Raw genomic sequence first — 24,428 nt, forward strand, 5'->3', positions numbered from 1 at the left:
TACGCGAAGGGAAGAATAGCATGTCACATTCAATCGAACAACTTTCTATCAACACGATTCGCACATTATCCATTGATGCGATTGAAAAAGCAAACTCTGGTCACCCAGGAATGCCAATGGGTGCAGCACCAATGGCTTATACATTATGGACTCAATTTATGAAACACAATCCAAATAACCCAACGTGGTTTAACCGCGATCGTTTCGTATTATCTGCAGGTCATGGCTCAATGTTACTATACAGCCTACTTCATCTATCTGGTTATGACTTAACAATGGATGATTTAAAGAACTTCCGTCAATGGGGAAGCAAAACTCCAGGACATCCTGAGTATGGTCACACAGCAGGTGTAGATGCAACAACTGGTCCACTTGGACAAGGTATTGCAACAGCTGTTGGTATGGCGATGGCTGAAAGACATTTAGCAGCAAAGTATAACCGTGATGCGTACAATGTAGTAGATCATCATACATACGCTATTTGTGGTGATGGCGATTTAATGGAAGGCGTTTCTGCTGAAGCATCTTCATTAGCTGCTCATTTACAATTAGGTCGTCTTGTAGTGTTATACGATTCTAATGACATTTCTTTAGATGGCGATTTAAATCGTTCATTCTCTGAAAGTGTAGAAGATCGTTATACAGCATACGGCTGGCAAGTTATCCGTGTTGAGGATGGAAATGATATTGAAGCAATTGCAAAAGCAATTGAAGAAGCGAAAGCTGACGAAAAACGCCCAACGCTAATTGAAGTAAGAACGACAATTGGTTTCGGTTCTCCAAACAAATCAGGAAAATCAGCTTCACATGGTTCTCCGCTTGGTGTAGACGAAACAAAATTAACGAAAGAAGCATATGCTTGGACTGCTCAACAAGATTTCCATGTAGCAGAAGAAGTATATGACAACTTCCGTAAAACGGTACAAGATGCTGGCGAGACTGCACAAGCTGCATGGAACACGATGCTTGGTGAATATGCACAAGCATATCCAGAATTAGCAAACGAGCTGCAAACAGCAATGAATGGTCTTCTTCCAGAAGGTTGGGAACAAAGTTTACCAACTTATGAATTAGGATCAAAAGCAGCAACACGTAATTCTTCAGGTGCTGTAATTAATGCTATTGCAGAGTCTGTACCATCATTCTTTGGTGGATCAGCTGACCTTGCTGGTTCTAACAAAACATACATGAATAACGAAAAAGACTTCACAAGAGCTGATTACAGCGGTAAAAACATTTGGTACGGTGTTCGTGAGTTTGCGATGGGTGCAGCAATGAACGGTATTGCACTACATGGCGGTTTAAAAACTTACGGTGGTACGTTCTTCGTATTCTCTGACTACTTACGTCCAGCAATTCGCCTTGCAGCATTAATGCAATTGCCTGTAACGTATGTATTCACACATGATAGTATCGCTGTTGGTGAAGATGGTCCAACGCATGAGCCGGTTGAACAATTAGCGGCACTTCGTGCAATGCCAAACGTTTCTGTTCTTCGTCCAGCTGACGGTAACGAATCTGTTGCAGCTTGGAGATTAGCTTTAGAATCTACAAAAACACCAACTGCATTAGTGTTAACTCGTCAAGATCTTCCAACATTAGAAGGTGCAAAAGACGATACTTATGAAAAAGTAGCAAAAGGTGCATATGTAGTTTCTACAAGCAAGAAAGAAACGGCTGATGTAATCCTACTTGCAACTGGATCTGAAGTAAGCTTAGCAATCGAAGCGCAAAAAGCTTTAGCAGCAGACGGCGTTGATGCAGCTGTTGTTAGCATGCCATCTATGGATCGCTTTGAAGCTCAAACTGCTGAGTACAAAGAATCTGTACTACCAAAAGCAGTAACGAAACGTTTCGCAATTGAAATGGGTGCTACAATGGGATGGCACCGTTACGTAGGTCTTGATGGAGATGTACTAGGTATCGACACATTCGGTGCTTCTGCTCCTGGTGAGAAAATTATGGAAGAGTATGGATTTACTGTAGAGAACGTTGTTCGTAAAGTAAAAGAAATACTTTAATGATTTTAGAAAAATCTCTCCAGCATGGGGAGATTTTTCTATGTAATTGAGTTTTTTCGACAGGAAAAGTTTTTTCTCTCTCCGTAGTCAGACAATCATTGCAAATTTTCTCTTATATAATGTAGGGAAAAGGTTGTCCAGATCGGGAGGGAAAAAATGAAAACGTATGAATTGTATTTAATTCAAGAGGATATTGCGAAAGCTTACTTTGGTCGTGAATATTTGTTTTTTGATTTATTTGCTCGATTTTCAGAATCTGGGTCCCTTTCGGAGAAGAAAGTATTATATAAACAAATGACGTATATTACGATGCCGTTACAAGTAATGAAACTTCATCATAAATTAGAACAAGCTTTGCATGTTCTTGGCAAATATGAAAGAACACATCATACTCATACGCTCTATACAGGAGCCGAATATGGCGAAATAATGGTGAAACCACAATATATTCGAATGAATACTTCTGGAAATGTATCCATGGAAACAACTTTCTTTGAGGTGCTTAGAAAGTGTGAGTTAACATTTTTAGCGATGGATTATGAAAATAAAAAGTACGGATGGTTAAATCCTCTCAAACAAGTACGAACATATGTGTAAAAAATGTCGAATAGTATCTTGTCTTATTGAAAAGGTTTTAGTACACTGTAAGGTAGACAACATGAAGGAGGAAAAGATATGCCAATGTGGTTAGGTATTCTAGTGGGCGTAGTAGCACTAGTAGCAGGCGTGGCGTTAGGATTTTTCATTGCCCGCAAATATATGATGAATTACTTACAAAAAAATCCACCAATTAACGAACAAATGTTAAAAATGATGATGATGCAAATGGGACAAAAACCTTCCCAAAAGAAAATCAATCAAATGATGAGCGCGATGAACAAGCAACAAACAAAATAAGCGCAAAAGGGCACTCTTACCGAGTGCCCTTTTCTTTTGGATATAAAAGGTATTTAAAACTTTTAAAAATTCTGCATTTTTGATAAACTGAAAATATCGCTCATTTTAAGAGAGGAGGATAAATATGAAAGTATTTTTAAATTTAGCTTGGTTTTTTAAACAAGAAAAACGAGCGTACATAATTGGAATTATTATGTTATTTGGTGTCGCGCTTCTTGAACTTGTAGCGCCAAGGGTACTAGGAATTGTAGTAGATGAAATTAATAATGGAACATTAACGTCTGAAAAATTGTTGAACTGGGTTATTTTATTAGTAGTTGTAGGAATGATGATGTATATATTACGTTACTTATGGCGTATTATGATTTTTGGATCTTCTTTAAAACTAGCTCGTCAACTGCGAAAGAATTTATATGAACATTTTACAAAGATGAGCCCATCTTTTTATCAATCACGTCGTACGGGCGATTTGATGGCGCATGCGACAAATGACATTCAGGCGATTCAGCAAACTGCTGGGTCAGGTGTGTTAACACTCGTTGATTCATTAGCTGTTGGAGGATGTGTACTCGTAGCGATGGGGTTTACAATTAGCTGGAAGTTAACGTTATTAAGTTTAATTCCGATGCCAATTGTAGCTATTTCTACAAATTATTATGGAACTTTATTGCATAGAAGATTTCATAAAGCACAGCAATCGTTTTCTGAAATCAATGATAAAGTACAAGAAAGTATGAGTGGGATGAAGGTAATTCGCTCACTTGGACAAGAGAAAGAGGATCTACAATCGTTTCGGAAGAAATCGGAAGATGTCGTACATAAAAATATGTTAGTCGCACGTATTGACTCGTTATTTGATCCAACGATTGCTCTAATTGTCGGATTTTCATTTTTAATCGCAATTTGTTACGGATCATTATTAGTTGTACGGGGCGAATTAACTGTAGGAGAATTAGTAACATTTACAACATACTTAGGGACTCTTGTATGGCCAATGTTAGCTTTTGGATGGCTATTTAATATTATGGAGCGTGGACGTGCTTCGTATGATCGTGTGGAGAAAATACTTTCACAAACTTCGGATGTAGTGAATAAGGAAAATGCTATACATGCTATAGCAAGTGGTGATCTTTCGTTTGCAGTTGATTCGTTTTCTTATAAAAAGAATGAACTATTAAACTTAAAAGATATTTACTTTAACTTAAGAAAAGGTGAAACGTTAGGAATTGTAGGGCGTACCGGTGCAGGGAAGACGACGTTATTAAAATGTTTAATTCGCGAGTATGACCACTTTAATGGTGAATTAAAAGTTGGTGAGCGGGATATTCGAGATTTAACACTTCACGGTGTACGCTCTGCAATTTCATACGTACCGCAAGATCATTTTTTATTTTCAGCGAGTATTGGGGAGAACATTGCTTTTGGAAAGGCCGATGCCACATATAAAGAAATTAGCAGGGCTGCTGAGATTGCTTGTATTCATAATGATATTACTCAATTTCCGGAAGGATATGACACGGTAGTAGGTGAAAGAGGAGTTTCGCTATCAGGAGGCCAAAAACAGCGGATTTCAATTGCACGTGCGTTATTAACGAATGCTGAAATTTTAATTTTAGATGATTGTTTATCAGCTGTAGATGCAAAAACAGAGGAAACTATATTAACTGCATTGAAACGAGAAAGAGCAGAAAAAACGACGATTATTACTGCACATCGTTTAAGTGCGATTCAGCATGCAAATCTTATTCTTGTTATTGATGAGGGTAAGATTATGCAGCGAGGAACACATGAACAACTAATGAACGAAAATGGTTGGTATAAAGAAATGTATGAAAGCCAGCAGTTAGAGGAACTGGTAGAGAAAGGAGGCGTATGATGGCTGAGAAAAAGCAGAGTGATTTAAGGAGATTGCTTTCTTATATGAGACCATATAAAGGGTTATTAGCGTTAGCTTTTTTATTTCTAGTTGGTGCAACTGTAGCTGAAATGATGGGTCCTTTTTTAATTAAACAATTTCTTGATGAACACTTAGTACCACGTAACTTTGAACAATCAGCACTTGTTACTCTATTTGTAGTGTATATTATTGCTCACTTATTAAAAGTATTATTTACGTATTTAGACTTATTGTACTTTCAAAATATCGCTTTTAAGATTGTTCAAGATATGCGAGTTGAAGTGTATGAACATGTTCAAAAGTTATCATTAAGCTTCTTTGATCGTACGCCGATTGGTACGCTCGTATCTCGTATAACGAATGATACGGAAGCGATTAAGGATTTTTATGTTAGTGTACTATCAACATTCGTGAAAAATGTAGTCTTTTTAGTGGGGATTTTAGTAGCGATGTTTTTACTAGATGTAAAATTAGCGCTATTTTCTCTCATATTAATTCCAATTATGTTTGCGATTATGGTACTGTATCGCCGGAAAAGTGCAGCTTTTTATTTAGAGGTACGTAATCAACTAAGTGTATTAAATGCAAAGTTAAATGAGTCCATTCAAGGGATGAATATTGTTCAAGTGTTCCGGCAAGAAAAGCGGATGAGAAAAGAGTTTGAAGAAGTGAACAATAAGCATTATAGTGCTGGACGTCGTACATTGAAATTAGATGCATTACTTTTACGTCCAGCGACAGATCTTGTTCATATTGTAGCAATTGCGTTAGTTCTTGGTTTATTTGGAATTGACGCTTTAAAGAGTCCTGTTGAAGTAGGGGTTTTATATGCTTTCGTTAACTATATTCATCGCTTCTTCCAGCCGGTAAACGAGATGATGATGAAACTATCTTTCTTCCAACAAGCGCTCGTTTCATCATCGCGTGTATTTCATTTAATGGATGATAAAGATTTAGCTCCTGTTCAAATGGGGAGTGAAAATCCACGAGTAGTTAACGGGGAAATTCAGTTTAAAGATGTTACTTTTTCATATGATGGAAAGCGTGACGTTTTAAAAAATGTATCTTTTCACGTAAAACCAGGGCAAACGGTTGCTTTTGTCGGACACACTGGTAGTGGTAAGAGTACAATTATGAATTTATTAATGAGATTTTACAATATTAGATCAGGTAATATTGTAATAGACGGAGTGGGTTTAGAGAAGTTTGAAGAACAAGAAATTCGAAAAAAAATTGGTCTTGTGCTGCAAGATGCATTTTTATTTGCGGGAAATGTAAAGCAAAACATTCGTATGTATAATGAAGAGATAACGGATGAAGAGATAGAAGAAGCAGCGCGATTTGTGCAAGCGAATACGTTTATTGAAAAATTATCGGAGCAGTATGATACAGAAGTTGTCGAGAGAGGAGCTGCATTTTCTAGTGGTCAAAGGCAATTAATTGCTTTTGCTAGAACGATAGCAACTAATCCGAAAGTATTAGTGTTAGATGAAGCGACGGCAAATATTGATACAGAAACAGAGGAGGCTATCCAAACGGCATTGCAGCAAATGCGAAAAGGTAGAACAACGATAGCGATTGCACACAGATTGTCTACAATCCAAGATGCGGATCAAATATTTGTTATGCATGAAGGGGAAATCATAGAAAGAGGAACACATCAAGAGCTACTTAGTGAACAAGGACTTTACTACAATATGTACTTACTACAAAATAAAGGGAGTTTGCAACAGGCCTTGTAGAATTACAAGGTCTTTTTTCTATTCTCTCAAGTATTAAAAGCATATAATAAAATTTTTAAAATATGTGAGAGGTTTGTCGTGTCCTTTAACTAGAGTTGTACATATTGTATACAGAATAACAAAATTTGATAGGAGCTTTTATATGCAAAATAGATCCAGTTCAAATATTACGTTTATCGATGTGTCTCATTGGGAAGGAAACATTAATTGGAATGCTGTGAAGTCATCTGGCATTCCAGCGGCGTACGCAAAAGCGACGGAAGGTGTGAACTATATTGACCCTACTTTCGTTCAAAATGTACAAGCTGCGAAAAGTGCGAATGTATTAATCGGTGCATATCATTTTGCGCACCCAAAACAAAATGATGCAATTTCAGAAGCGAAATATTTTGTGAGTATATTACAGAGTAATCAGACGGACTTAATTCCTGTTTTAGATTTAGAATCGCCAACGGATACTAGCAATAGTAGTTTAACGGGTGCGACTATATCGAATTGGGCAAGAAGTTTCGTAAATTATGTGAAACAAGCTACAGGGAAAGATGTAATGTTATATACAGGAGTTTGGTATATTAATGAATTTGGAATTAACGGGTTAAGTGACATTCCACTTTGGATTTCCAGATATTCTAGTACACCGCCTGCTGATGCTGGTGGATGGACAGAGTGGACAGCATGGCAGTACACAGATTCTGGGCAAATTTCAGGTGTAGGAAATTGTGATGTATCAGCAGCTGTTTCATTAGAAGCTTTACAAGGAAATGGAGCAAGTGGTGGAGGTAATGTTTCCACGCCTAATAATGCAACCCCAGTATACGGAGTTGCTGTAATTAATGGTGATAATGTAAATTTGCGAAGTGGGCCAACTTTACAATCTAGTGTGATTCGCCAGCTAAATCGTGGTGAATCATATGAAATTTGGGGTGAACAAGATGGATGGCTTTGCATAGGGACGAATCAATGGGTATATAATGATCCTAGTTATATTCAGTATAAACATTATGTGGCAATTATTTCTGGTGATAATGTGAATCTACGAGACGCCCCATCATTAAACGGGAATGTTATAAGACAGTTACATCATGGTGAATCATATCGAGTATGGAGTAGGCAAGATGGATGGCTTTGCTTAGGGGCAAATCAATGGGTATACTATGATTCAAGTTATATTCAGTATGGTGAACAATAAAGTGAAATTAAAGGGTATCTCGACTGAGGTGCCTTTTATCCCGCTATTTGCGGGCAGTAAGACTCCCACCTCGAAATCCGGCGAATGTGAGGAAGTTAGGTGGGAGATCAAATGCCGGTAAAAGCCCGATTGGTTCAACTAATAATCAGTGGGGGATGGAAAAAACCCCCACCAATTAAAGTTTCACTTTATTAAAAATATATATTGATAACATAGTATAATGTAATTGGTATATGTTTAAAAATAATCGGAAATGAAATAGAGGAGTAATAATATGGAGTATGTGCTAATAGGTGGGATTTTAATATTATTAGCTGTAGTGTTTGTACTGTTTTATAAAAATAAACAGTTAGAATCAGAGAGTCAGCAAGTAGAGTTTGAAAAGAAACAAGCGATTGAAACGTATGAAAATGAGATTGCAGCTACGATTACAGGGTATAAAGAACAACAGGATACTTTAAAGAATATGGAACAGAAAAAATATAATGATTTACAAGTGAATACAGCTAGAGAACTTGAAAATATGCGTATGATGAAAAATCAATTGGCTGTTCAACATAGTAAAGAACGTAGTGAAATGCAAGATAAGCATAGTAGTGAAATACATATGTTTCAAAATTTAATTGCGGATTTACGAGAATATACCAAAAATGGTGCTGAAGTGAATGTGCATGAAACATTACATTATATGAAGCGAGGTTTCGTTGAGCAAGGAATATTACTAGAAGAAGAGTTTCATATTATACCGAACGTTTTTATGAGAAGTAATAAATATAGAGATAAACGTGACATAAATGATAATCGAATCCATCACCTCATCTTATGTAAAACTGGCATTTATCTACTTGAGACGAAAGAATGGACGGGGACATTAATTCATGGTTTAACGAGAGAAAATGCTGGTGTATATTCATTTATGATGGAGGAAATTGGTAAGTATCAACATGAAATTGAAAAAGAAGAGACATTTGAATTTATTACGGAGGGAACTTCATTAACTATGCAAGTAAGAAATGAAGGGAATCCAGCGTATAAAGCGAAAATACTATCTCAAACTTTATATAATTGTTTGGAAGAAATGCAAGTAGATATTGTAAAAGAAAAAGTAAAACCGATTGTATATTTTGAAAATGAAAGCGGAAAAGAAGTTATTGATCTTTCTAATGAAGAATTGCTGAGATTTAAAGATAGAGAGGAAATTGTAACGTTTTTCAGAAATGAAGTTTTAACAAGTAAAGTAATATATACAGCACGAGAACTACAAAAGATTAGAGATATGATTGGCCAGATGAATTATGTTGCCAAGTGAAAATAAAGTAAAATTTTAATCAGTAGGGTTTTATGGGCAACCCGGCTCCTACCCTGTACAGCCGAATTTTGAGGTGGGAGTCTAACTGCCCGCAAATAGTGGGATAAAGAAGGTGTTATTTGGATGGAGAAAGGTAAAAGCGCTATATTGTGGGGAATGTTGTACATTTATTTTTGTTTGTATATATTAATGTACATTGCGTTTATTTTCGTTATTGATATGATTCATGTGCCATTGAGTGTAATGAGTATGTTTGTGGTAGTAATGCCTTTTATTTTATTAGTTATTATTCAAAAGTTTATATTACATGTTTCGGCAAGAAGTAATAAAGGTAAGAAACAACTGTTCACTATAATGATCGTGGGTCTCATTCCATTGATAGTATGCACTGTACAATTAAGTATAAATAAATATACTTCAAACTTTAATCAGGATCGGTGGTTAAATTATGAAGAAAAACGAGTACATATGGTAGATGACCTATTACAGCAGCATAAATTGATAGGGAAATCAAGCGAAGAAATCACAAAATTATTAGGGCCCCCTATGGAAACAAGAAATTGGGAAGAGGGAATTACCACTTTGTACTATCTTGGGAATGAACGTGGTTTTATTTCTATAGATAGTGAATGTCTTGTTTTGCAATTTGATAAAGATGATAGAGTTATAGAGTATAAGGTACAACGAGATTGAAATAGTGAGAGGAGAAGCTATATCTTTTATAGCTTCTTTTCTATATTCCAATATAGAAAAAGTAGGAAAATAGTAGTCATTCCTATCTATACGAATGAGATAGAGTTTGTTATATTGTAAAGGGTTATTTAGTTTAGAAGTTTGCTAGATAGCCTTAAAATTTTTAGATTAGGGAGGGAAGTTAACACGAATTAAGATATAAGCGTGTTAAATAATTAGTATGAAAAAAGGATTTTATAATGTTTTAGCTGCATCAATTGTATTTAGTATGGTAACGATTCCAAGTTTTTCCTATGCTGACACAGTAGAAAAGACCGTAACCATTTCAACTGAAGAGCAAGCTTTAAAAAGTATTGAAAACCATATGAAAGATGAAGATGGGCGTGGAGAGAACAAAGGGATAACAAATGAAACGCAAGGAGATTTTCTTGTACATATAATAAGTTCAGCATCTTTATATGATTCTGCTGATTTACAAAAAGCGACAGGTGTTCAGCTTTCTAATCAAGTAGTGAAAGCTGAAAAACGAAAAGGAAACGCTTACTATGTTGAAACATCATCTGGATCTGGGTGGATACAAAGTAGTGAAGGAAATGTAGAGGTTAAGGAAGTTTATCACTTATCAAATGAAAAGTTAGTAATTAATGAAGAGACAGCTACATATTCCGCACCATTTAATTCCTATAAAGAAGAGAAAGTATTACAGCCGCAAACAATTATTGCAATTGGACAAGTTGGAGAGTGGTTCCAAGTCCAAATAGATAATGAGGTGAAATGGATTTATTCACCTTCATCAAAATTTGAAGGGACAAAGGCCTCGCTTATTCAAGACACAACGCCAACACGTACAAAACGTGCAGCCGTTATGTATGCTGCACCAATAGAAGAGAAAACAGCGGATATTTATGGTGTAACATTAAAGGAAATGATTGTACCGACAGGAAATGAAAGTATTCGCCCAGGCTATGCTATGAAGCCAAAATATATTACGATTCATGAGACAGACAATTATAGTGTTGGAGCAAATGCTAGAAACCATGCACTATATTTATATGATCAGGCAACGGGAACGACTGATCGTTCAGCATCTTGGCATTTTACAGTAGATGATAAAGAAATTTATCAACATCTACCATTAAATGAAAATGGTTGGCATGCTGGAGATGGAGCAGATGGAACTGGTAATAGAGAATCAATTGCAATTGAAATTGCTGTCAACCAAGATGGTGATTATAATAAAGCTGTGGAAAATGCTCGCAAACTAGCAGCCTATTTAATGGGGGAATTAAATATTCCTTTAGAAAATGTGAAAAAACATCAATTTTGGAGCGGAAAGAATTGTCCGGCCATTATGATAAAGAATAATGCGTGGGAGCCATTTTTACAGGGAACGAAAGCTTATTATGATGCGAATCATAAAGATGATATAACTGGCGGTTGGTATGAAGCAGATATTCGTGAATTAGATAAAAGAGGTATTATGGTTGGAGACGGAAAGGGTTCTTACTGGCCAGAACGTCTTGTAACACGTGGTGAATTTGCGAATTTAGTTTCAAGATCATTGCAATTACCAGAGGGGAAATCGAATTTCAAAGATTTAAGTACAGCCCATCCATCGTTAGTAGATGGTATTAATCGTGCAGCTAGTGCTGGGATTATAAGTGGACGAGGAAATGATATATTTGCTCCGAATGATACGATTAAACGTGATGAAGCTGTCATTATGATTGATCGTGCATTGCAATACAAAAATATTAAAGGTAATTTAGTTCCATTACCATTTACGGATCAAAATTTAGCGTATGATAAACAGGCGGTTCAACGTGTTTATGGGTTAGGTATCGTAAAAGGGAATGAGAATAATGAGTTTATGCCAAAAGGTTTTGCAACACGTGGGGAATCGGCAGCATTTATTAATAGAATGTTAAAAGTACTAGAGAGTAAATAATGGAAAGGCATTCGCTTTGGCGAGTGCCTTTTTTATTTTTCAATATGTTATAGAAAGGGGATGTGAATTTTGACTGGAATAAGGAATGAAAGCGGAGGTGATGCATATATTTAGAGGCATTGGGTAGTTTTTTATAATTTTGTATAAAATGAAAAGGAGGTAGGGCGGTGAAAGCGATACCGACTGATGTCCTGAGTAAGGAATTGATGGAAAGAGAAGGGGTTATATCTATTACAGTGATGGAATTTGAAAAGATAGAAGTGGCCGGAGTAGTTGTTTCTGGTCCAGCTGTTATTTTGATTAATCAAGAGTAAGTACATAGTATCAATATAGAAAAGTAGAAAGAGCATCCGTTTAGGGTGCTTTTTGTTTGTATAGAAGTGCGCATATGATAGATAATTGGAATATTGGAGAGGGGAATATGTGGCAATTATTATGACACCGATACTAGCTGAATGTATGTTGTTAGTAGAGTAAAGAAAACTATTAATATATTTTACGAATGAATTATGTAAGTAATTCATATTTCACATATAAAAAGATTTGCTTTAATATAATGAGTGTAAAGTTCGAGTATTCGAAGTATTACTTGAATTATATCCCTATCCCTTTTCTAAAAATGCGAACAAGTTTTGCCCTATTCTATTCAATAGTTTATTGTATAGAAATATATTGTTCGATGACCATTATGGAACGCACATAATGGGTAAATCCCGATCCTTAAAGAGGATGCCCCTAATCTTCATGTGAAAATATGATCGGATAAGAAAGCTGACCAATTTATGGTCAGCTTTCTTTTTGTTCAAAGAGTAATTCTTCTTTAATTTCTGTTTGCAATAATAAAGTTTTTCCAAAGCGGCGTTTGCATTCAGCCCGTACTTTTTGAATGGCTAGTAGCTGAGAAGTAGCAGGCACTGTGACAATGGCTTGCCGAGGTTTTCGGTTTTCTTCACAAAAGACACACTCCACAACATATTTAGAAATCATAATTTCATCCTTCCATATTGAATTTCTAAGAAGGGACTGCTCATGAAGTTGATGTAAACTTTCGTCATCTTTTTACTTTTTTCCTCTTTTTTCAAGGATAAATATAAAAAAGATAGAAATTTAGTATGGGGGAGATAGGATGAAAAGATGGATTGGTACAGCAGCTATATGTATGAATGAATGAAAAGAATGAATTTCTAATGGTATTACAAGGAAAAGTAAATGAAGAGAAGCGATGGTCTGTGCCGAGCGGAGGACAAGAAGAGCTTGAAGAGTGTTGTGTTCGTGAAGTATGTGGGAAGAAACGGGTTATAAAATGGAAGTTATAGACAATTTATGTAAAAAAAGGAGATAATATATAGATACCAGTTCATGTGCATTACTATATGGTAAAGTTAATAGGCGGTAACATGAAAATACAAGACCCTGATGAGTTAATACATGAAATAGATGAAGTGAAAAAATTATCTTTATCGTTTCCGGAAGATTATGATCTGTTATATAAATATACAAATAAAAAAGAAAGTGTTTAAACACTTTCTTTTTTATTGTATCCAAGATAAGAAAAGCGGAACGATAACTAAACTAGCTCCAGCTGTTAAAAGCATTGATAAACTTGCAATTGTACCTTCTACAGGACCGATTTCAAATGCTTTTGATGTTCCGGTTCCATTCGCACTAGTACCTAGCATTATCCCTTTTGCGAGCGCTGTTTTAATACGGCATATGCGTATGAGCGTAGGACCGAGTAATGCTCCAGTTAAGGCAGTTAATACGACGAAAACGGCTGTTAATTGTGACATGCCGCCAATCATTTCTGAAATAGCCATTGCAATAGGTGTTGTTACAATGTGCGGTGCTAAGCTTTGTTCTATTGTAGAGTCAATTTGAAAAAAATCAGCTAATAGTGCGGAAGTAATAACCGATAGAAATGAACCAACAATGACATTAATTAAAATGGCCGTTCCATGTTTTTTTAATAAATTAAAGTGTTTATAGATTGGCCATGCGAAAGCAACTGTAGCAGGTTTTAATAATTCTGTTAGCCAATGACTACCAGATTCGTAGGTTTCGTATGGTGTATCTAATCCGAGTAATAAAGCAATTAAAATGATTGGGCATACAAGAAGGGGAGAAAGTAAGCTCCAATTCCAGCGTTGATACATTTTTTTAGATACCCAATATGTGAATAGTGTTAATAGTAAACAAAGAAAGCCAATCATTGTGTTGATCCTTTCCGCTTTAATAGCAATTCTGTTAAAAGTCCTGTTACGAGAGTGACACAAAGTGTACTAATCACGATAATCAAAATGAGATCGATTCCATATTGTGATAGTGTATCTTTGTAACGAATGACAGCGACTGCAGAAGGGATGAAAAATAAAATAAGTTCTTTTAATAAAAAGTCTGCACCGTCTTGTATCCATTCTTTTTTCACTATGTTAAATTTTAATGAGATTAATAATAAAAAAATACCGATTATACTTCCTGGAACTGGGAGGTGTGCCTGTTTTGCAATCCATTCACCTGTCCAAGCGAAACAAAATAATAATAAAATTTGTCCGCTTAACTTCCACCATTTCATACAGTAACCACCTCTTTGTTTTTTTTATAAAAATTGTAAAAAATAATTCACAATTTCTACTATACGTTCATTCGAAATATTTGTCTAATATATAAATTATATGTTATTAATATATTAGATGTATTAATCGAAAATGAAAAGGGTGTCCAAAATGGAATTACGGCATTTGCAATATTTTGTTGTAGTGGCAGAGGAATTGCACTTTGGACGAGCGGCTGCTCGTCTACAAATGACACAACCACCGCTTAGTCAACAAATTCAGCAATTAGAAAAAGAAATGGGAGTTATGTTATTTTCAAGAACGAAGAGAAAGGTTGAATTAACAGAAGCAGGAGAAATGTTTTTAAAAGAAGTAAAAAAAGCGTTTGAACAAATTGAAAAAGCAGTAGAAGTTGCACAAAGTGCTCAAAGGGGAGAAGTTGGATCACTTTCAATTGGTTTTGTAGGTGCGGCGATATATGATATTTTACCGTCAATCGTCAGGGAGTATAGAAAGAAATTTCCAAGAGTGTCTGTTGCATTACATGAATTGTCAACACCGGATCAGGTGCATGCACTTCATGATAATCGAATTGATATTGGATTTTTACGTCCGCCAATCCCAACGCAATTACTTGAGTTAGAACCAATTCAAAAACTTTCGTGTACGTTATGTTTACCGAAGGCGCATCCACTTGCTGAAAAGGACGAAATACATATCGAAGATTTAAGGGATGAACCGTTCGTATTTATTACGAGACCAGTATGGCCAGCGTTATACGATACAATTTTATCGCTATGCCGCGATGTCGGTTTTAGTCCGCACATTGTACAAGAAGCAACGGAGTATCAAACTGTCATGGGGCTTGTAGCAGCAGGTATTGGAATTACAGTAATACCTGTATCCGCAAATAAATTGTATAAAACAGAAGTTGTATATAAAGAGTTATGTGATTCTAATTTTGTTGCAGAAATGTCAGTGGCTTATAAAAAAATGAATAACAATCCAGAGTTGTTAGAGTTTTTGAAAATTGCAAGAGAGAAGAAAAGGATTGAAGTGGAAGATGCGAAGGTTGAATAGTTGATGAAGTTACAAGGCAGTCATGATAATTAAGTTATATAAAGATTCACCTCGTTAAACAAAAAACGGAAATGTAACTAAAGTGCATTTCCGTTTTTTGTTTTTTTGTTCAATGCTAAAGAGGTAAATATGCTTGGTTTCTAGGACTAAAGACTTAGTGAAGATTCCGATTGTAGTGCGATGTTTAAAATGTCATATTTTTATACACTAGTAGTATAGAATGCGTATGTTATGAAGCAAGGTAGGGGGAAATTATGTCTTTATTTCGGTTAGCGAGAAAAAATATACAAACATTTGCTGCCAAAAGGTTGAAACAATTTATGTGGATTGCTATGAATACAATGCTTTGTTTTTTTATGATATCATTCCGATTCAATGAAGTTGTAATAAGTAAAGCGGAATATACACCTATATTTGCAAAGTGGTTTTATGCTATGTTTCTATTTGTAGTTTTCGTGTGTATTTTCATTACATATAAAATGACAGCTTCTCTTTTACAGATAAGAAAAGAGGAGTTTACATCGAATGAAGTGATGCATATGACAAGAAAAGAAATGTTATGTTTATTATGTCAGGAGCAATTATTAATTTGCGGAGGAGCACTCGTTTTCGGGCTAATTCATGGTATGTTATTTTTGAAATTATTTATTATTATTTTTATGAAAGCAGTAGGAATCCAAGGAGTAACAAATGTACCGATTACGACGTACGCGGTAATGGAAACAGCAGTTGTTATGATAACCGTCATTATAATATCAATGTGGCAATGTTGTAGGTTTACACAAAGGTTAAAGGGTGAAAAGTCATATGAAACAAGGAGAAAGGCATGAGAAATCATGGCTTTTTCTTCATTTTACACATGTTATTAATCATGATACAGTGGGAAGAACTGAAAAAAAGAGTTAAGAAGAAAGGTTGTATGGAATGATAAACGAGCAAGCGATCGTAAAAGTTGATCGATTAACAAAACGAATTGGTTCAAAGACGTTAGTAGAAAATATTAGTTTTGAAGTGAAAAAAGGTGAAGTAGTTGGCTTATTAGGACCAAATGGTGCTGGAAAAACGACATTAATGCGAATGATGGTCGGAATGATTCGCATGACAGAAGGAGAAGTATGGATTGATGGTCAATCTGTAAAACAGCAATTTGAAAAAACTGCTGCGAAAATTGGTGCTGTAATTGAGACACCAGAATTTTATCCTTTCTTAAGCGGCTATGAAAATTTAACATATTTCGGACGAATGAATGGGAATGTGACTGAAGAGCGTATCGATGAAGTAGTGCAACTATTAGGAATGGGACAAGTAATTGACCGTAAAGTAAAAGCATATTCACTCGGCATGAGACAGCGTTTAGGAATTGCTCAGGCACTTATACATAATCCAGATGTATTAATACTAGACGAACCAACGAACGGATTAGATCCTAGTGGTATACATGAAATGCGGATGTACATAAAGAAAATTGCGCATGAACAAGGAAAAGCTGTTCTTGTCTCTAGTCACTTACTCTCAGAAGTTGAATTAATGTGTGACAGGGTTATTATTATTCAGCATGGAGAATATGTCGCAACACAAAATATTCAAAGTGATAAAAAGGAAGAAACAGAAGAAATACATATACGTGTAGATGATGCGAATAAAGCGGCAGAGGTTTTAGAATACGATGTTTTAGTAAAAGAAAACGAATTAATTATAAACGTGAAAGAGGAAGAAATCCCAAAAATTCTTCGTACATTGATGGAGAAAAACATTCAAGTTTATCGTGTATATGAAGAAAGAAAAACGCTAGAAGAGCAGTTTTTAGAATTAACAGGGGGAAAAGATATTGTTTAATTTAGTTTATAACGAGCTGTATAAAATATTTAAGCGAAAGCGAACGATTATTCCTTTTGCAGTTATTGCGGTATTAATTATTGGGTTAGGATGGGTTACGGTAAAGTATTTAGAGCCAGAAACAAAAGGGTGGAAAGCGGATTATACAGAACGCACTGTAGAAATTGAGAAAAAGCTCGGCATGAAAAAAGAGGATATTTTAACAGAAAAGTCAGGGGACGAGCTTGTAAAGGAATACCAGCTTAAAATGAAGCATTTAGATACGAATACAGCGCCAGCAAGTAGTTCTCCACTTTCTTTCATGAGAGATACTGGTTTTATTGTTTTTCCTATTTTACTTCCGTTTATTCTCGTATATGCGAGTACAATTTTTGCGAATGAATATAGCTGGGGAACATATAAATTTTTAACGATTCGTCCAGCGAGCAGATTTAAAATTTTAACATCGAAATTTTTGGCCATCGTTATATTTGCGGCATTATTATTTATATTTAATATGATTTTTTCCGTATTATGCGGGTTGATTATTTATAAATTCCAACAACCAGCTTGGACTGAATTTGTCGTTCAAAATGGAAATATAATAAAACAAAATATTTTCGTAGAAGCAAGTAAATATTATATTTTATCTTGGTTACCAACTCTTGTATATGCTGCATTTGCTTTTATGATTTCTGTTTTAACGAGATCGAGCGGAGGTGCAATTGGTATTTCTTTATTTCTTGCTTTATCAGGAGGAATAGCGCTAATTCCAGCAGCAAGATATGAATGGGCGAAATATTTATTACCAGCGAATACAGATTTATATGGGCTTTTAAAGGGTGGAAGCTTTATTGAGGGAGTAACATTCCCATTTGCTTCTTGTATGCTTCTTCTATACTTAGCTGTATTTTTAGGGGTTTCCTATACTGTATTTATAAAACGAGATTTAACAGCATAAGCAAAGCCGTTAAGGGTAACTTAACGGCTTTTTGTTTGCAATAAATTGATGAATAGCTCCTTCGGCTAATAAGGTGAAATACTCCGCGCTAATAGGCAATGCTTTTTCATCTACTGTAAAAGCTGGATGATGCCATTCATGTGTACCACTTGTTCCCATAAAGACGAATGAACCTGGTATTTCTTGTTGGTAAAAAGAAAAATCTTCTCCTGCCATTGATGGTGTAGGAGAGATAACGTTTAGATTCATTTTCTCTGCAATCTGAATAGAAAGATCAGTGAGTACTTTATCGTTTTGAACAGCAGGAGGACCTGGGTAAAATCGAAATTCTGTTTTTACACCTAGTGCATCAGAAACGCCTTTAATGATACGTTCCATTAATGCCGGAATCTTTTCACGTGTTTCAGCTTGGAATGTACGAACAGTTCCTTCTAATGTAGCTTTTTCAGGAATAACGTTCCATGTATTCCCTGAATGAATGTTTGTTACACTTACGACAGCGTTATGAGAAGAACTAATATTTCGGCTTACAATTGTTTGAAGTGCCATAACGATTTGAGATGATGCAACGATAGGATCGACGCCGGCATCAGGCACAGCTGCATGTGTCCCAACACCATGAATTTCAATTTCAAATCGATCTACTCCAGCCATTAGTGGACCGTCTTTAATACCGATTGTACCTACTGGTAAATCGGGCTTATTATGCATACCAAACACGGCTTGCACATTCTTTAAATGTCCAGCTTCAACAACTTTATATGCTCCGTTTCCACTTTCTTCAGCAGCTTGGAATATAAAGCGAACAGTTCCGTTAAGAGAAGCTTCTTTTTCTTTTAATAAGTAAGCCGCACCCAATATAGCAGCTGTATGAAAATCATGCCCACAAGCATGCATTTTACCTTGTATTTTTGAAGTGTATGGAAGGTCTGTTTCTTCCTGGATAGGAAGGGCATCGATATCAGCACGAAGCGCTACAACCGGTCCGTTTTTATTACCAGAAATTTCAGCGATAACTCCTGTTTCTAAATTGGAATCAATAATAGTAATATTAGCTTCTTCTAACCAATTTTTTATTGCTTTTGTCGTTTCAAATTCTTCGTACGATAGTTCTGGATATTCGTGTAAATGCCGACGAATGGAAATAAGTTTTTCTGTTAATTGATTTGGAATGGATGCCACTTATTATCCCCCTCTTTCTTAAGTGAAGTATTTGTATTCATTATATAACACAATAATAAAAGAGAGGATTTTCAAATGAAAATCCTCTCTCGTTTATCCCGCATTAACGGGCAGTAAAACTCCCACCTCAAAATTCGGCTGAAGCAAAGAAGTTAAGTGGGAGATCAACTGCCCATAAATGCCCGATTGGTGAAGGCTAATAATCAGTGGGGATGAACAAAACCCCCACTGATTAAAGTTTCACTTTATGCTGCAACTTTTTTATGAGTATGCTGTTTTTTATAACGTCCACGCATTGCATATGCAATTTGCGGGATTGCAATACCGATTAAAATAAGTGATACACCGACCCATTGTGAAGATAGTACAGCTTCTTTTAAAACGAATACAGACATAATTGTTGTAACTGGCAGTTCTGCTGCGCCAAGAATGGTTGCTAAGCCAGACCCGATTTTTGGAATACCGATTGTAAAGGCAATGGACGGAATAACGATACTAAATATTCCTAATCCTAAGCCGTATTTCCAAAGGCCTTGAGAAATCACTCCGTTAAAAATAAATGTTGGCGGGAATACGATCATGACTAAAGTTAAAGCGCCAGCCATTAAAAGGACACCGCGTTGTAAAGAAGGTACTTCAACGGCAACTTTACCACTTACGAAAATGTATGTTGCAAATGTAACAGCAGATAATAAGCCTAAAATGATTCCAGTCGTATCGAAATCACCAGCTGATGTTTCTAATAACCCACTTGATAAAAATGTACCTGCAAGTAAGAAAATTACTGAAATAACTTTTTCTCTTGAAGGTAATGTTTTCGTTGTAATTGCTTCAATGATAATCCCAACCCAAACGAACTGGAATAAAAGTATAATTGCAATAGAAGCTGGTACAGTTTTTAAAGAAGCGTAGTAAAAAATTCCGGTAAAACTTGCAGACGTTCCTGCGACGAATAAAATTAACATTTGTTTTAGTGGAACACGATGTCTAGAAAATAGAAGTGTAATAGCAAGTAAAATAATCCAACCGAACAAATACTGGCTACCAATTACCTCTCCAAGTGAAAATCCTTCTGCATATGCAAGTTTAACAAAAATAGCTAAAACCCCATAACTACACGCTCCTAATAAAACTAAAAGAGAATAACGAAGCATGAAAAATTCCTCCCATCTATATGAAATTGTTCCGTAACGGACATATATAACTAGAGGGAGTATACAAAATTAAAAATGAAGGGTCAAATGAAAGAAAAGTGCAAAATTTTATAGAATAATAATAAAAGTATGATATTTATGCATAATCTTGAAATTAGTAATAATAGAAGTATTGTAAAATCAGCTTTGTATTGTATAAAGGCAGCATTTGAAAAAAATATTTTTTAAGCAATATGTAAATAGACGTACTAGTAATATGCTAATCATTTGAGAAACTATGTTATCTTTGTTATGTTAATAACATTAGAGAGGTTTTGTAGTCTAATTGAGATTTTTCTATATAATAGAAGGAAATGAAAACGTTATTTTAGAAACTGTTTGAAAGGGTAGTTTTTCTTATTGTCACGTTGCTAAAGTGATTTCACGAATTGTTCATAGTATTTTTATATGTTTTTGCTACAATATTTAGGGAGAGGAGGAAACAACGGTAAGTGAAAACATAGGTAAACGTGGACATACGTAGTAAAACATAAGCTTGATGACTGCATGGAGAGAAATGTTTCAACCATCGTCATCACACACAAAGATAGGTTTGTTCGTTTTGGTTATGACTGGTTTGAGGGATTTCTTCATAAGATGGGAGTCAAAGTTATCATTGTTACTAATGAAAAGTTGTCTCCACAAGAAGAACTTGCTCAGTATTTGATATCTATCATTCATGTATGTAGTTGTAGGGTATATGGATTGAGGAAATACAAAAGAAAATGTCGGAGGATGAAGAGCTATGAAAAAAGCATATCTAATAGAAATCCATCCAACAAAAGAACAAATAACCCGAATAAATCAGACTATTGGTGTGTGTAGATATGTTTACAACATGTATATCTCTAAAAACAAAGAGTTGTATGAAGCCGAAGGAAAGTTTCTAGGTGGGTATGACTTTTCAAAATGGTTGAACAATGTCTATACAAAAGAATGTGACCAGTGGATAAAAGAAGTGTCGAGTAAAGCTGTAAAACAAGCCATTATGAATGGAGATAAAGCTTTTAAGCGGTTTTTTAAGGGTTTATCTAAGTTTCCACGATATAAGAAAAAGAAGAAGCAAGATGTGAAGTGCTATTTTCCGAAAAATAACAAAACAGATTGGACAGTAGAAAGACATAGAGTAAAAGTTCCAACGATTGGTTGGATGAGGTTAAAAGAATATGGGTATATCCCCAAAAATGCGATTGTAAAAAGTGGAACGATAGGTAAAAGAGCAGGAAGATATTTTGTATCTGTGCTTTGCGAATGGAAAGAAGCAGAAACGAAGCCAATACTCAATCAAACAGGTTTAGGTATTGATTTAGGGGTGAAGGATTTCGCTATACGTAGCGATGGTATCGTTCATGAAAACATCAACAAAACAATACAAGTAAAAAAGATAGAAAAACGGTTAAGACGTGAGCAACGTTCTTTATCACGTAAATTTGAAAATATAAAAAAGAGAGGTGAACAATCTGTTACTAACAAAAGAGCGAATATAGAGAAAAACATTCTTAGGGTGCAAAAACTACATGCCCGGCTCGCAAATATTCGATTAGCGTATGTAAAGTCTATTGTAAATGATGTGGTGAAAACCAAGCCAACGTTTATTACAGTGGAGGATTTGAATGTGAAAGGTATGATGAAGAACAAACATCTATCTAAAGCAGTTGCTAAGCAGTGCTTTTATACATTTAAAACATGGTTATTGACGAAATGTGAGGAATATGGAATCGAACTACGTCAAGTAGATACATTCTATCCCTCGTCAAAGTTATGCTCATGTTGCGGTCAAAAGAAAGTAGACTTAAAGCTGTCCGACCGAGTATACGAATGTGACTGTGGAAATGTAATAGATAGAGATTTGAACGCGTCAATCAACCTTTTACAAGCAAAAAAATATACAATACTAACGTAAATAGATTGTATATATGTACGGTGGGCTACATCGGAATTTACGCCTGTGGAGTGTTACAGCAAACTGTAGTAGCGAATTAGTGGCGAGACAGGACACGCAGAAGCAGGAATACTCTAAGAATGTACATTTGTCTATATTTTTAGTAGCAGTGGAATAATGCAAGATATTAGTATTTTTTTAGCGTTTGGAGCTGGGTTCTTATCATTTATATCCCCATGTTGCTTACCGCTTTATCCGGCATTTTTATCATACATAACAGGTATGTCGGTTTCTGAATTGAAAGAAGAAAATGCAATGCTTCGCAAAAGAAGTATGATACATACAGCGTTTTTCTTACTTGGGTTTTCTATTATATTTATCGCAATTGGATTTGGTACAAGTTTTATCGGAGGAGTTTTTACGGATTATAAAGATTTAATTAGACAGTTAGGTGGTATATTTATCATCGTATTCGGTCTTATTATTGTCGGTGTATTTAAGCCGAAGTTTTTAATGCAAGATCGTAAATTTGCTTTTAAAAACCGTCCGAGTGGTTATTTTGGTTCAGTTTTAATTGGATTGGCATTTGCTGCTGGATGGACACCTTGTACTGGGCCTATATTAGTGTCTGTAATTGGATTAGCGGCAACAAATCCAGAATCGGCAATGATTTATATGATTGCTTACATACTTGGATTTGCGATTCCCTTTTTCGTACTTTCATTCTTTATTACGAAAATGTCTTGGATTAAAAGAAATAGTATGGCGTTCATGAAAGTCGGAGGATACATTATGATTGTCATGGGAATCTTCCTATACTTTAATTGGATGACGAAAATCATCGTATATTTCTCAAGTTTATTTGGTGGATTTACCGGTTTTTAGTATTATTCTGTGAAAATGTTGGAAATACTAACGGAAAAGCATATAATGAAATTATATTTTTCATATAGCCACAAAAAAGGATGAGAAAATATGAACATAGTTCTGTTATCAAGTATCGTTGCTGTTTGTATGGCTGTCGGTGCGATGTTTATTCGTTTAAAAGCAGCTAAGAAACCTGCAACATTGAAAAAAATTATACTCCCACCGTTTTTTATGAGCACGGGAGCATTGATGTATGTTTTTCCAGAGTTTCGATTAACTCCAGCAGAAATGTTAGAAGCGATTGGTGTCGGTTTATTTTTTTCTATTTTTCTTATTAAAACATCTAAATTTGAAATACGCGGACAAGAGATTTATTTGAAGCGTTCAAAAGCATTTGTATTTATTTTAATTGGATTACTTGTAGTGCGTATCGTGTTTAAAACATACTTAAGTCAATCTCTTGATTTAGGACAACTTAGCGGTATGTTCTTCTTACTTGCGTTTGCAATGATTGTTTCATGGAGAATTGCAATGTACCGTTCCTTTACAAAATTACAGAAGGAAATGGAAAAAGAAGACGGTTTTTATAATGAAAAAGATATGAAATTAACGTGAAAATTGTATATGGATAAAATAAAAAATACAGCGTCTTTGACGCTGTATTTTTTATTGGTATTGTTAGCACCTTCTGTCCCAACCACGACGTATAAAACGTTTACCATTGATGTTAACTTGTTGAAAATAGGAAAAAAATGAAGATTATTTTGCAAGTAAAGTTTTATAATTCGAATAATCAATCTTTTTTTCTTGCAATTTTTTAACTAAAAATTTATGATCACGCTTTGGTGTGGCAATAATATATCCTTTAATAATTAAATCTTGTGTTATTTGAGAGGCATTGTCTTGTAGTGCAAGTTCCCCAATTTTCCCAGCAATTTTTGATTTAGCAACATCGCGAAATAATTCCGGAACGGGACTTACTAGTTCTTCTAACAATTGTTTTTGTTCGTCAGCCCATAAGTGTCTCGTTTTATTAATATAGTGATCTTCCCAATCCAAAATGGACATACCGTCTTCTTTTGGTAACCGTTTTAGGAATTTTCTGAACATGAAATATCCACCAATGGACATAAGCCCTAATAATACAACAGTCCAAACGACTATAAACCAACTAAACCATCCTTCAAGCAATTGTATGCC

23 protein-coding genes and 3 pseudogenes are annotated in these 24,428 nt (G+C 35.2%); 20 read left to right on the plus strand and 6 right to left on the minus strand.

The genetic code is table 11. From position 1 onward, the window contains the following. Window positions 1-20: 20 nt before the first annotated feature. The 10 genes from tkt to ACE38F_RS10960 all read left to right on the plus strand — a co-directional run bounded on the left by tkt (window position 21) and on the right by ACE38F_RS10960 (window position 12,010). Window positions 21-2,021 carry a transketolase gene (tkt, locus tag ACE38F_RS10915; RefSeq protein WP_375370908.1) on the plus strand — a complete coding sequence of 667 codons (2,001 nt, stop codon included), beginning with the start codon at window positions 21-23 and terminating at the stop codon, window positions 2,019-2,021. 156 nt (window positions 2,022-2,177) lie between these two features. Then, the gene (gene sirA, locus ACE38F_RS10920) at window positions 2,178-2,618 is read left to right on the plus strand and encodes a sporulation inhibitor of replication protein SirA (protein WP_002160871.1); all 441 of its coding nucleotides are present in this window, start codon (window positions 2,178-2,180) and stop codon (window positions 2,616-2,618) included. 78 nt (window positions 2,619-2,696) lie between these two features. Beyond that, window positions 2,697-2,918, plus strand: a complete 222-nt coding sequence (locus ACE38F_RS10925) for a YneF family protein (RefSeq protein WP_001132292.1) — start codon at window positions 2,697-2,699, stop codon at window positions 2,916-2,918. Between the two features lie 124 nt (window positions 2,919-3,042). Continuing rightward, window positions 3,043-4,794 (plus strand): ABC transporter transmembrane domain-containing protein, encoded by a 1,752-nt coding sequence (locus ACE38F_RS10930; RefSeq protein ID WP_375370907.1) that lies wholly within the window; start codon window positions 3,043-3,045, stop codon window positions 4,792-4,794. Next, the gene (locus tag ACE38F_RS10935) at window positions 4,794-6,557 is read left to right on the plus strand and encodes an ABC transporter ATP-binding protein (protein WP_341306092.1); all 1,764 of its coding nucleotides are present in this window, start codon (window positions 4,794-4,796) and stop codon (window positions 6,555-6,557) included. The genes ACE38F_RS10930 and ACE38F_RS10935 overlap by 1 nt, the downstream gene beginning before the upstream one ends. A gap of 142 nt (window positions 6,558-6,699) precedes the next feature. Then, on the plus strand, window positions 6,700-7,746 hold the full coding sequence (locus ACE38F_RS10940; RefSeq protein ID WP_375370906.1) for a GH25 family lysozyme: 1,047 nt from the start codon (window positions 6,700-6,702) through the stop codon (window positions 7,744-7,746). Window positions 7,747-8,020: 274 nt separating this feature from the next. Continuing rightward, window positions 8,021-9,055, plus strand: a complete 1,035-nt coding sequence (locus ACE38F_RS10945; RefSeq protein ID WP_375370905.1) for a nuclease-related domain-containing protein — start codon at window positions 8,021-8,023, stop codon at window positions 9,053-9,055. 123 nt (window positions 9,056-9,178) lie between these two features. After that, a complete protein-coding gene (locus tag ACE38F_RS10950) occupies window positions 9,179-9,748 on the plus strand; it encodes a hypothetical protein (protein WP_375370904.1) in 570 nt (189 codons plus the stop codon). A 220-nt stretch (window positions 9,749-9,968) separates the two neighbouring features. Next, window positions 9,969-11,696, plus strand: a complete 1,728-nt coding sequence (locus tag ACE38F_RS10955) for an S-layer homology domain-containing protein (protein ID WP_375370903.1) — start codon at window positions 9,969-9,971, stop codon at window positions 11,694-11,696. Window positions 11,697-11,863: 167 nt separating this feature from the next. Next, window positions 11,864-12,010, plus strand: coding sequence for a BC1881 family protein (locus ACE38F_RS10960; RefSeq protein WP_002111200.1), 147 nt, complete (start codon window positions 11,864-11,866; stop codon window positions 12,008-12,010). 472 nt (window positions 12,011-12,482) lie between these two features. On the opposite strand, the gene ACE38F_RS10965 is transcribed toward ACE38F_RS10960, so the two are convergent. Continuing rightward, window positions 12,483-12,683: a DUF3903 domain-containing protein gene (locus tag ACE38F_RS10965; RefSeq protein WP_002121502.1), complete on the minus strand. Its 201-nt coding sequence runs from the start codon at window positions 12,681-12,683 to the stop codon at window positions 12,483-12,485. Window positions 12,684-12,822: 139 nt separating this feature from the next. Here ACE38F_RS10965 and ACE38F_RS10970 point away from each other — a divergent pair. Then, window positions 12,823-13,216: pseudogene (locus tag ACE38F_RS10970) on the plus strand (NUDIX hydrolase). A 12-nt stretch (window positions 13,217-13,228) separates the two neighbouring features. Here the strand turns inward: ACE38F_RS10970 and ACE38F_RS10975 are convergent. Beyond that, on the minus strand, window positions 13,229-13,906 hold the full coding sequence (locus ACE38F_RS10975; RefSeq protein ID WP_002111197.1) for an LrgB family protein: 678 nt from the start codon (window positions 13,904-13,906) through the stop codon (window positions 13,229-13,231). Beyond that, window positions 13,903-14,268 (minus strand): CidA/LrgA family holin-like protein, encoded by a 366-nt coding sequence (locus tag ACE38F_RS10980; RefSeq protein ID WP_000872360.1) that lies wholly within the window; start codon window positions 14,266-14,268, stop codon window positions 13,903-13,905. The genes ACE38F_RS10975 and ACE38F_RS10980 overlap by 4 nt, the downstream gene beginning before the upstream one ends. Before the next feature lie 151 nt (window positions 14,269-14,419). On the opposite strand from ACE38F_RS10980, the gene alsR reads away from it, so the two are divergent. The 4 genes from alsR to ACE38F_RS11000 all read left to right on the plus strand — a co-directional run bounded on the left by alsR (window position 14,420) and on the right by ACE38F_RS11000 (window position 18,104). Further along, a complete protein-coding gene (alsR, locus tag ACE38F_RS10985; protein WP_375370902.1) occupies window positions 14,420-15,328 on the plus strand; it encodes an acetoin biosynthesis transcriptional regulator AlsR in 909 nt (302 codons plus the stop codon). A gap of 254 nt (window positions 15,329-15,582) precedes the next feature. Beyond that, the gene (locus ACE38F_RS10990) at window positions 15,583-16,158 is read left to right on the plus strand and encodes an FtsX-like permease family protein (protein ID WP_375370901.1); all 576 of its coding nucleotides are present in this window, start codon (window positions 15,583-15,585) and stop codon (window positions 16,156-16,158) included. A 94-nt stretch (window positions 16,159-16,252) separates the two neighbouring features. Beyond that, on the plus strand, window positions 16,253-17,164 hold the full coding sequence (locus ACE38F_RS10995; RefSeq protein ID WP_215553842.1) for an ABC transporter ATP-binding protein: 912 nt from the start codon (window positions 16,253-16,255) through the stop codon (window positions 17,162-17,164). Beyond that, window positions 17,157-18,104: an ABC transporter permease gene (locus ACE38F_RS11000; protein WP_215553841.1), complete on the plus strand. Its 948-nt coding sequence runs from the start codon at window positions 17,157-17,159 to the stop codon at window positions 18,102-18,104. The genes ACE38F_RS10995 and ACE38F_RS11000 overlap by 8 nt, the downstream gene beginning before the upstream one ends. A gap of 9 nt (window positions 18,105-18,113) precedes the next feature. Here the strand turns inward: ACE38F_RS11000 and ACE38F_RS11005 are convergent, their stop codons facing one another. Next, window positions 18,114-19,286 (minus strand): M20 peptidase aminoacylase family protein, encoded by a 1,173-nt coding sequence (locus ACE38F_RS11005; RefSeq protein WP_375370900.1) that lies wholly within the window; start codon window positions 19,284-19,286, stop codon window positions 18,114-18,116. Between the two features lie 245 nt (window positions 19,287-19,531). Further along, complete coding sequence (locus tag ACE38F_RS11010) at window positions 19,532-20,440, minus strand: EamA family transporter (RefSeq protein WP_215553839.1); 909 nt, start codon at window positions 20,438-20,440, stop codon at window positions 19,532-19,534. A gap of 325 nt (window positions 20,441-20,765) precedes the next feature. Here ACE38F_RS11010 and ACE38F_RS11015 point away from each other — a divergent pair. The 5 genes and pseudogenes from ACE38F_RS11015 (at window position 20,766) to ACE38F_RS11035 (ending at window position 23,843) form a co-directional block, all read left to right on the plus strand. Further along, window positions 20,766-20,909 (plus strand): annotated as a pseudogene (locus tag ACE38F_RS11015) (peptidase T). Between the two features lie 83 nt (window positions 20,910-20,992). Then, a pseudogene (locus tag ACE38F_RS11020) lies at window positions 20,993-21,211 on the plus strand (IS607 family transposase); the annotation flags it as partial. A 13-nt stretch (window positions 21,212-21,224) separates the two neighbouring features. After that, window positions 21,225-22,382, plus strand: a complete 1,158-nt coding sequence (locus ACE38F_RS11025; RefSeq protein WP_201034215.1) for an RNA-guided endonuclease InsQ/TnpB family protein — start codon at window positions 21,225-21,227, stop codon at window positions 22,380-22,382. A gap of 156 nt (window positions 22,383-22,538) precedes the next feature. Continuing rightward, entirely contained in the window at window positions 22,539-23,246 is a 708-nt protein-coding gene (gene ccdA / locus ACE38F_RS11030; RefSeq protein WP_201031601.1) for a cytochrome c-type biogenesis protein CcdA, read from the plus strand. 90 nt (window positions 23,247-23,336) lie between these two features. Then, a complete protein-coding gene (locus ACE38F_RS11035) occupies window positions 23,337-23,843 on the plus strand; it encodes a CcdC family protein (RefSeq protein WP_001028439.1) in 507 nt (168 codons plus the stop codon). Window positions 23,844-23,987: 144 nt separating this feature from the next. Here the strand turns inward: ACE38F_RS11035 and ACE38F_RS11040 are convergent, their stop codons facing one another. Then, window positions 23,988-24,419 carry a DUF2621 domain-containing protein gene (locus tag ACE38F_RS11040; RefSeq protein ID WP_375370899.1) on the minus strand — a complete coding sequence of 144 codons (432 nt, stop codon included), beginning with the start codon at window positions 24,417-24,419 and terminating at the stop codon, window positions 23,988-23,990. Between the last annotated feature and the right edge of the window lie 9 nt (window positions 24,420-24,428).

The organism is Bacillus altaicus (genome assembly GCF_042136375.2).
Lineage (GTDB): Bacteria > Bacillota > Bacilli > Bacillales > Bacillaceae_G > Bacillus_A > Bacillus_A cereus_U.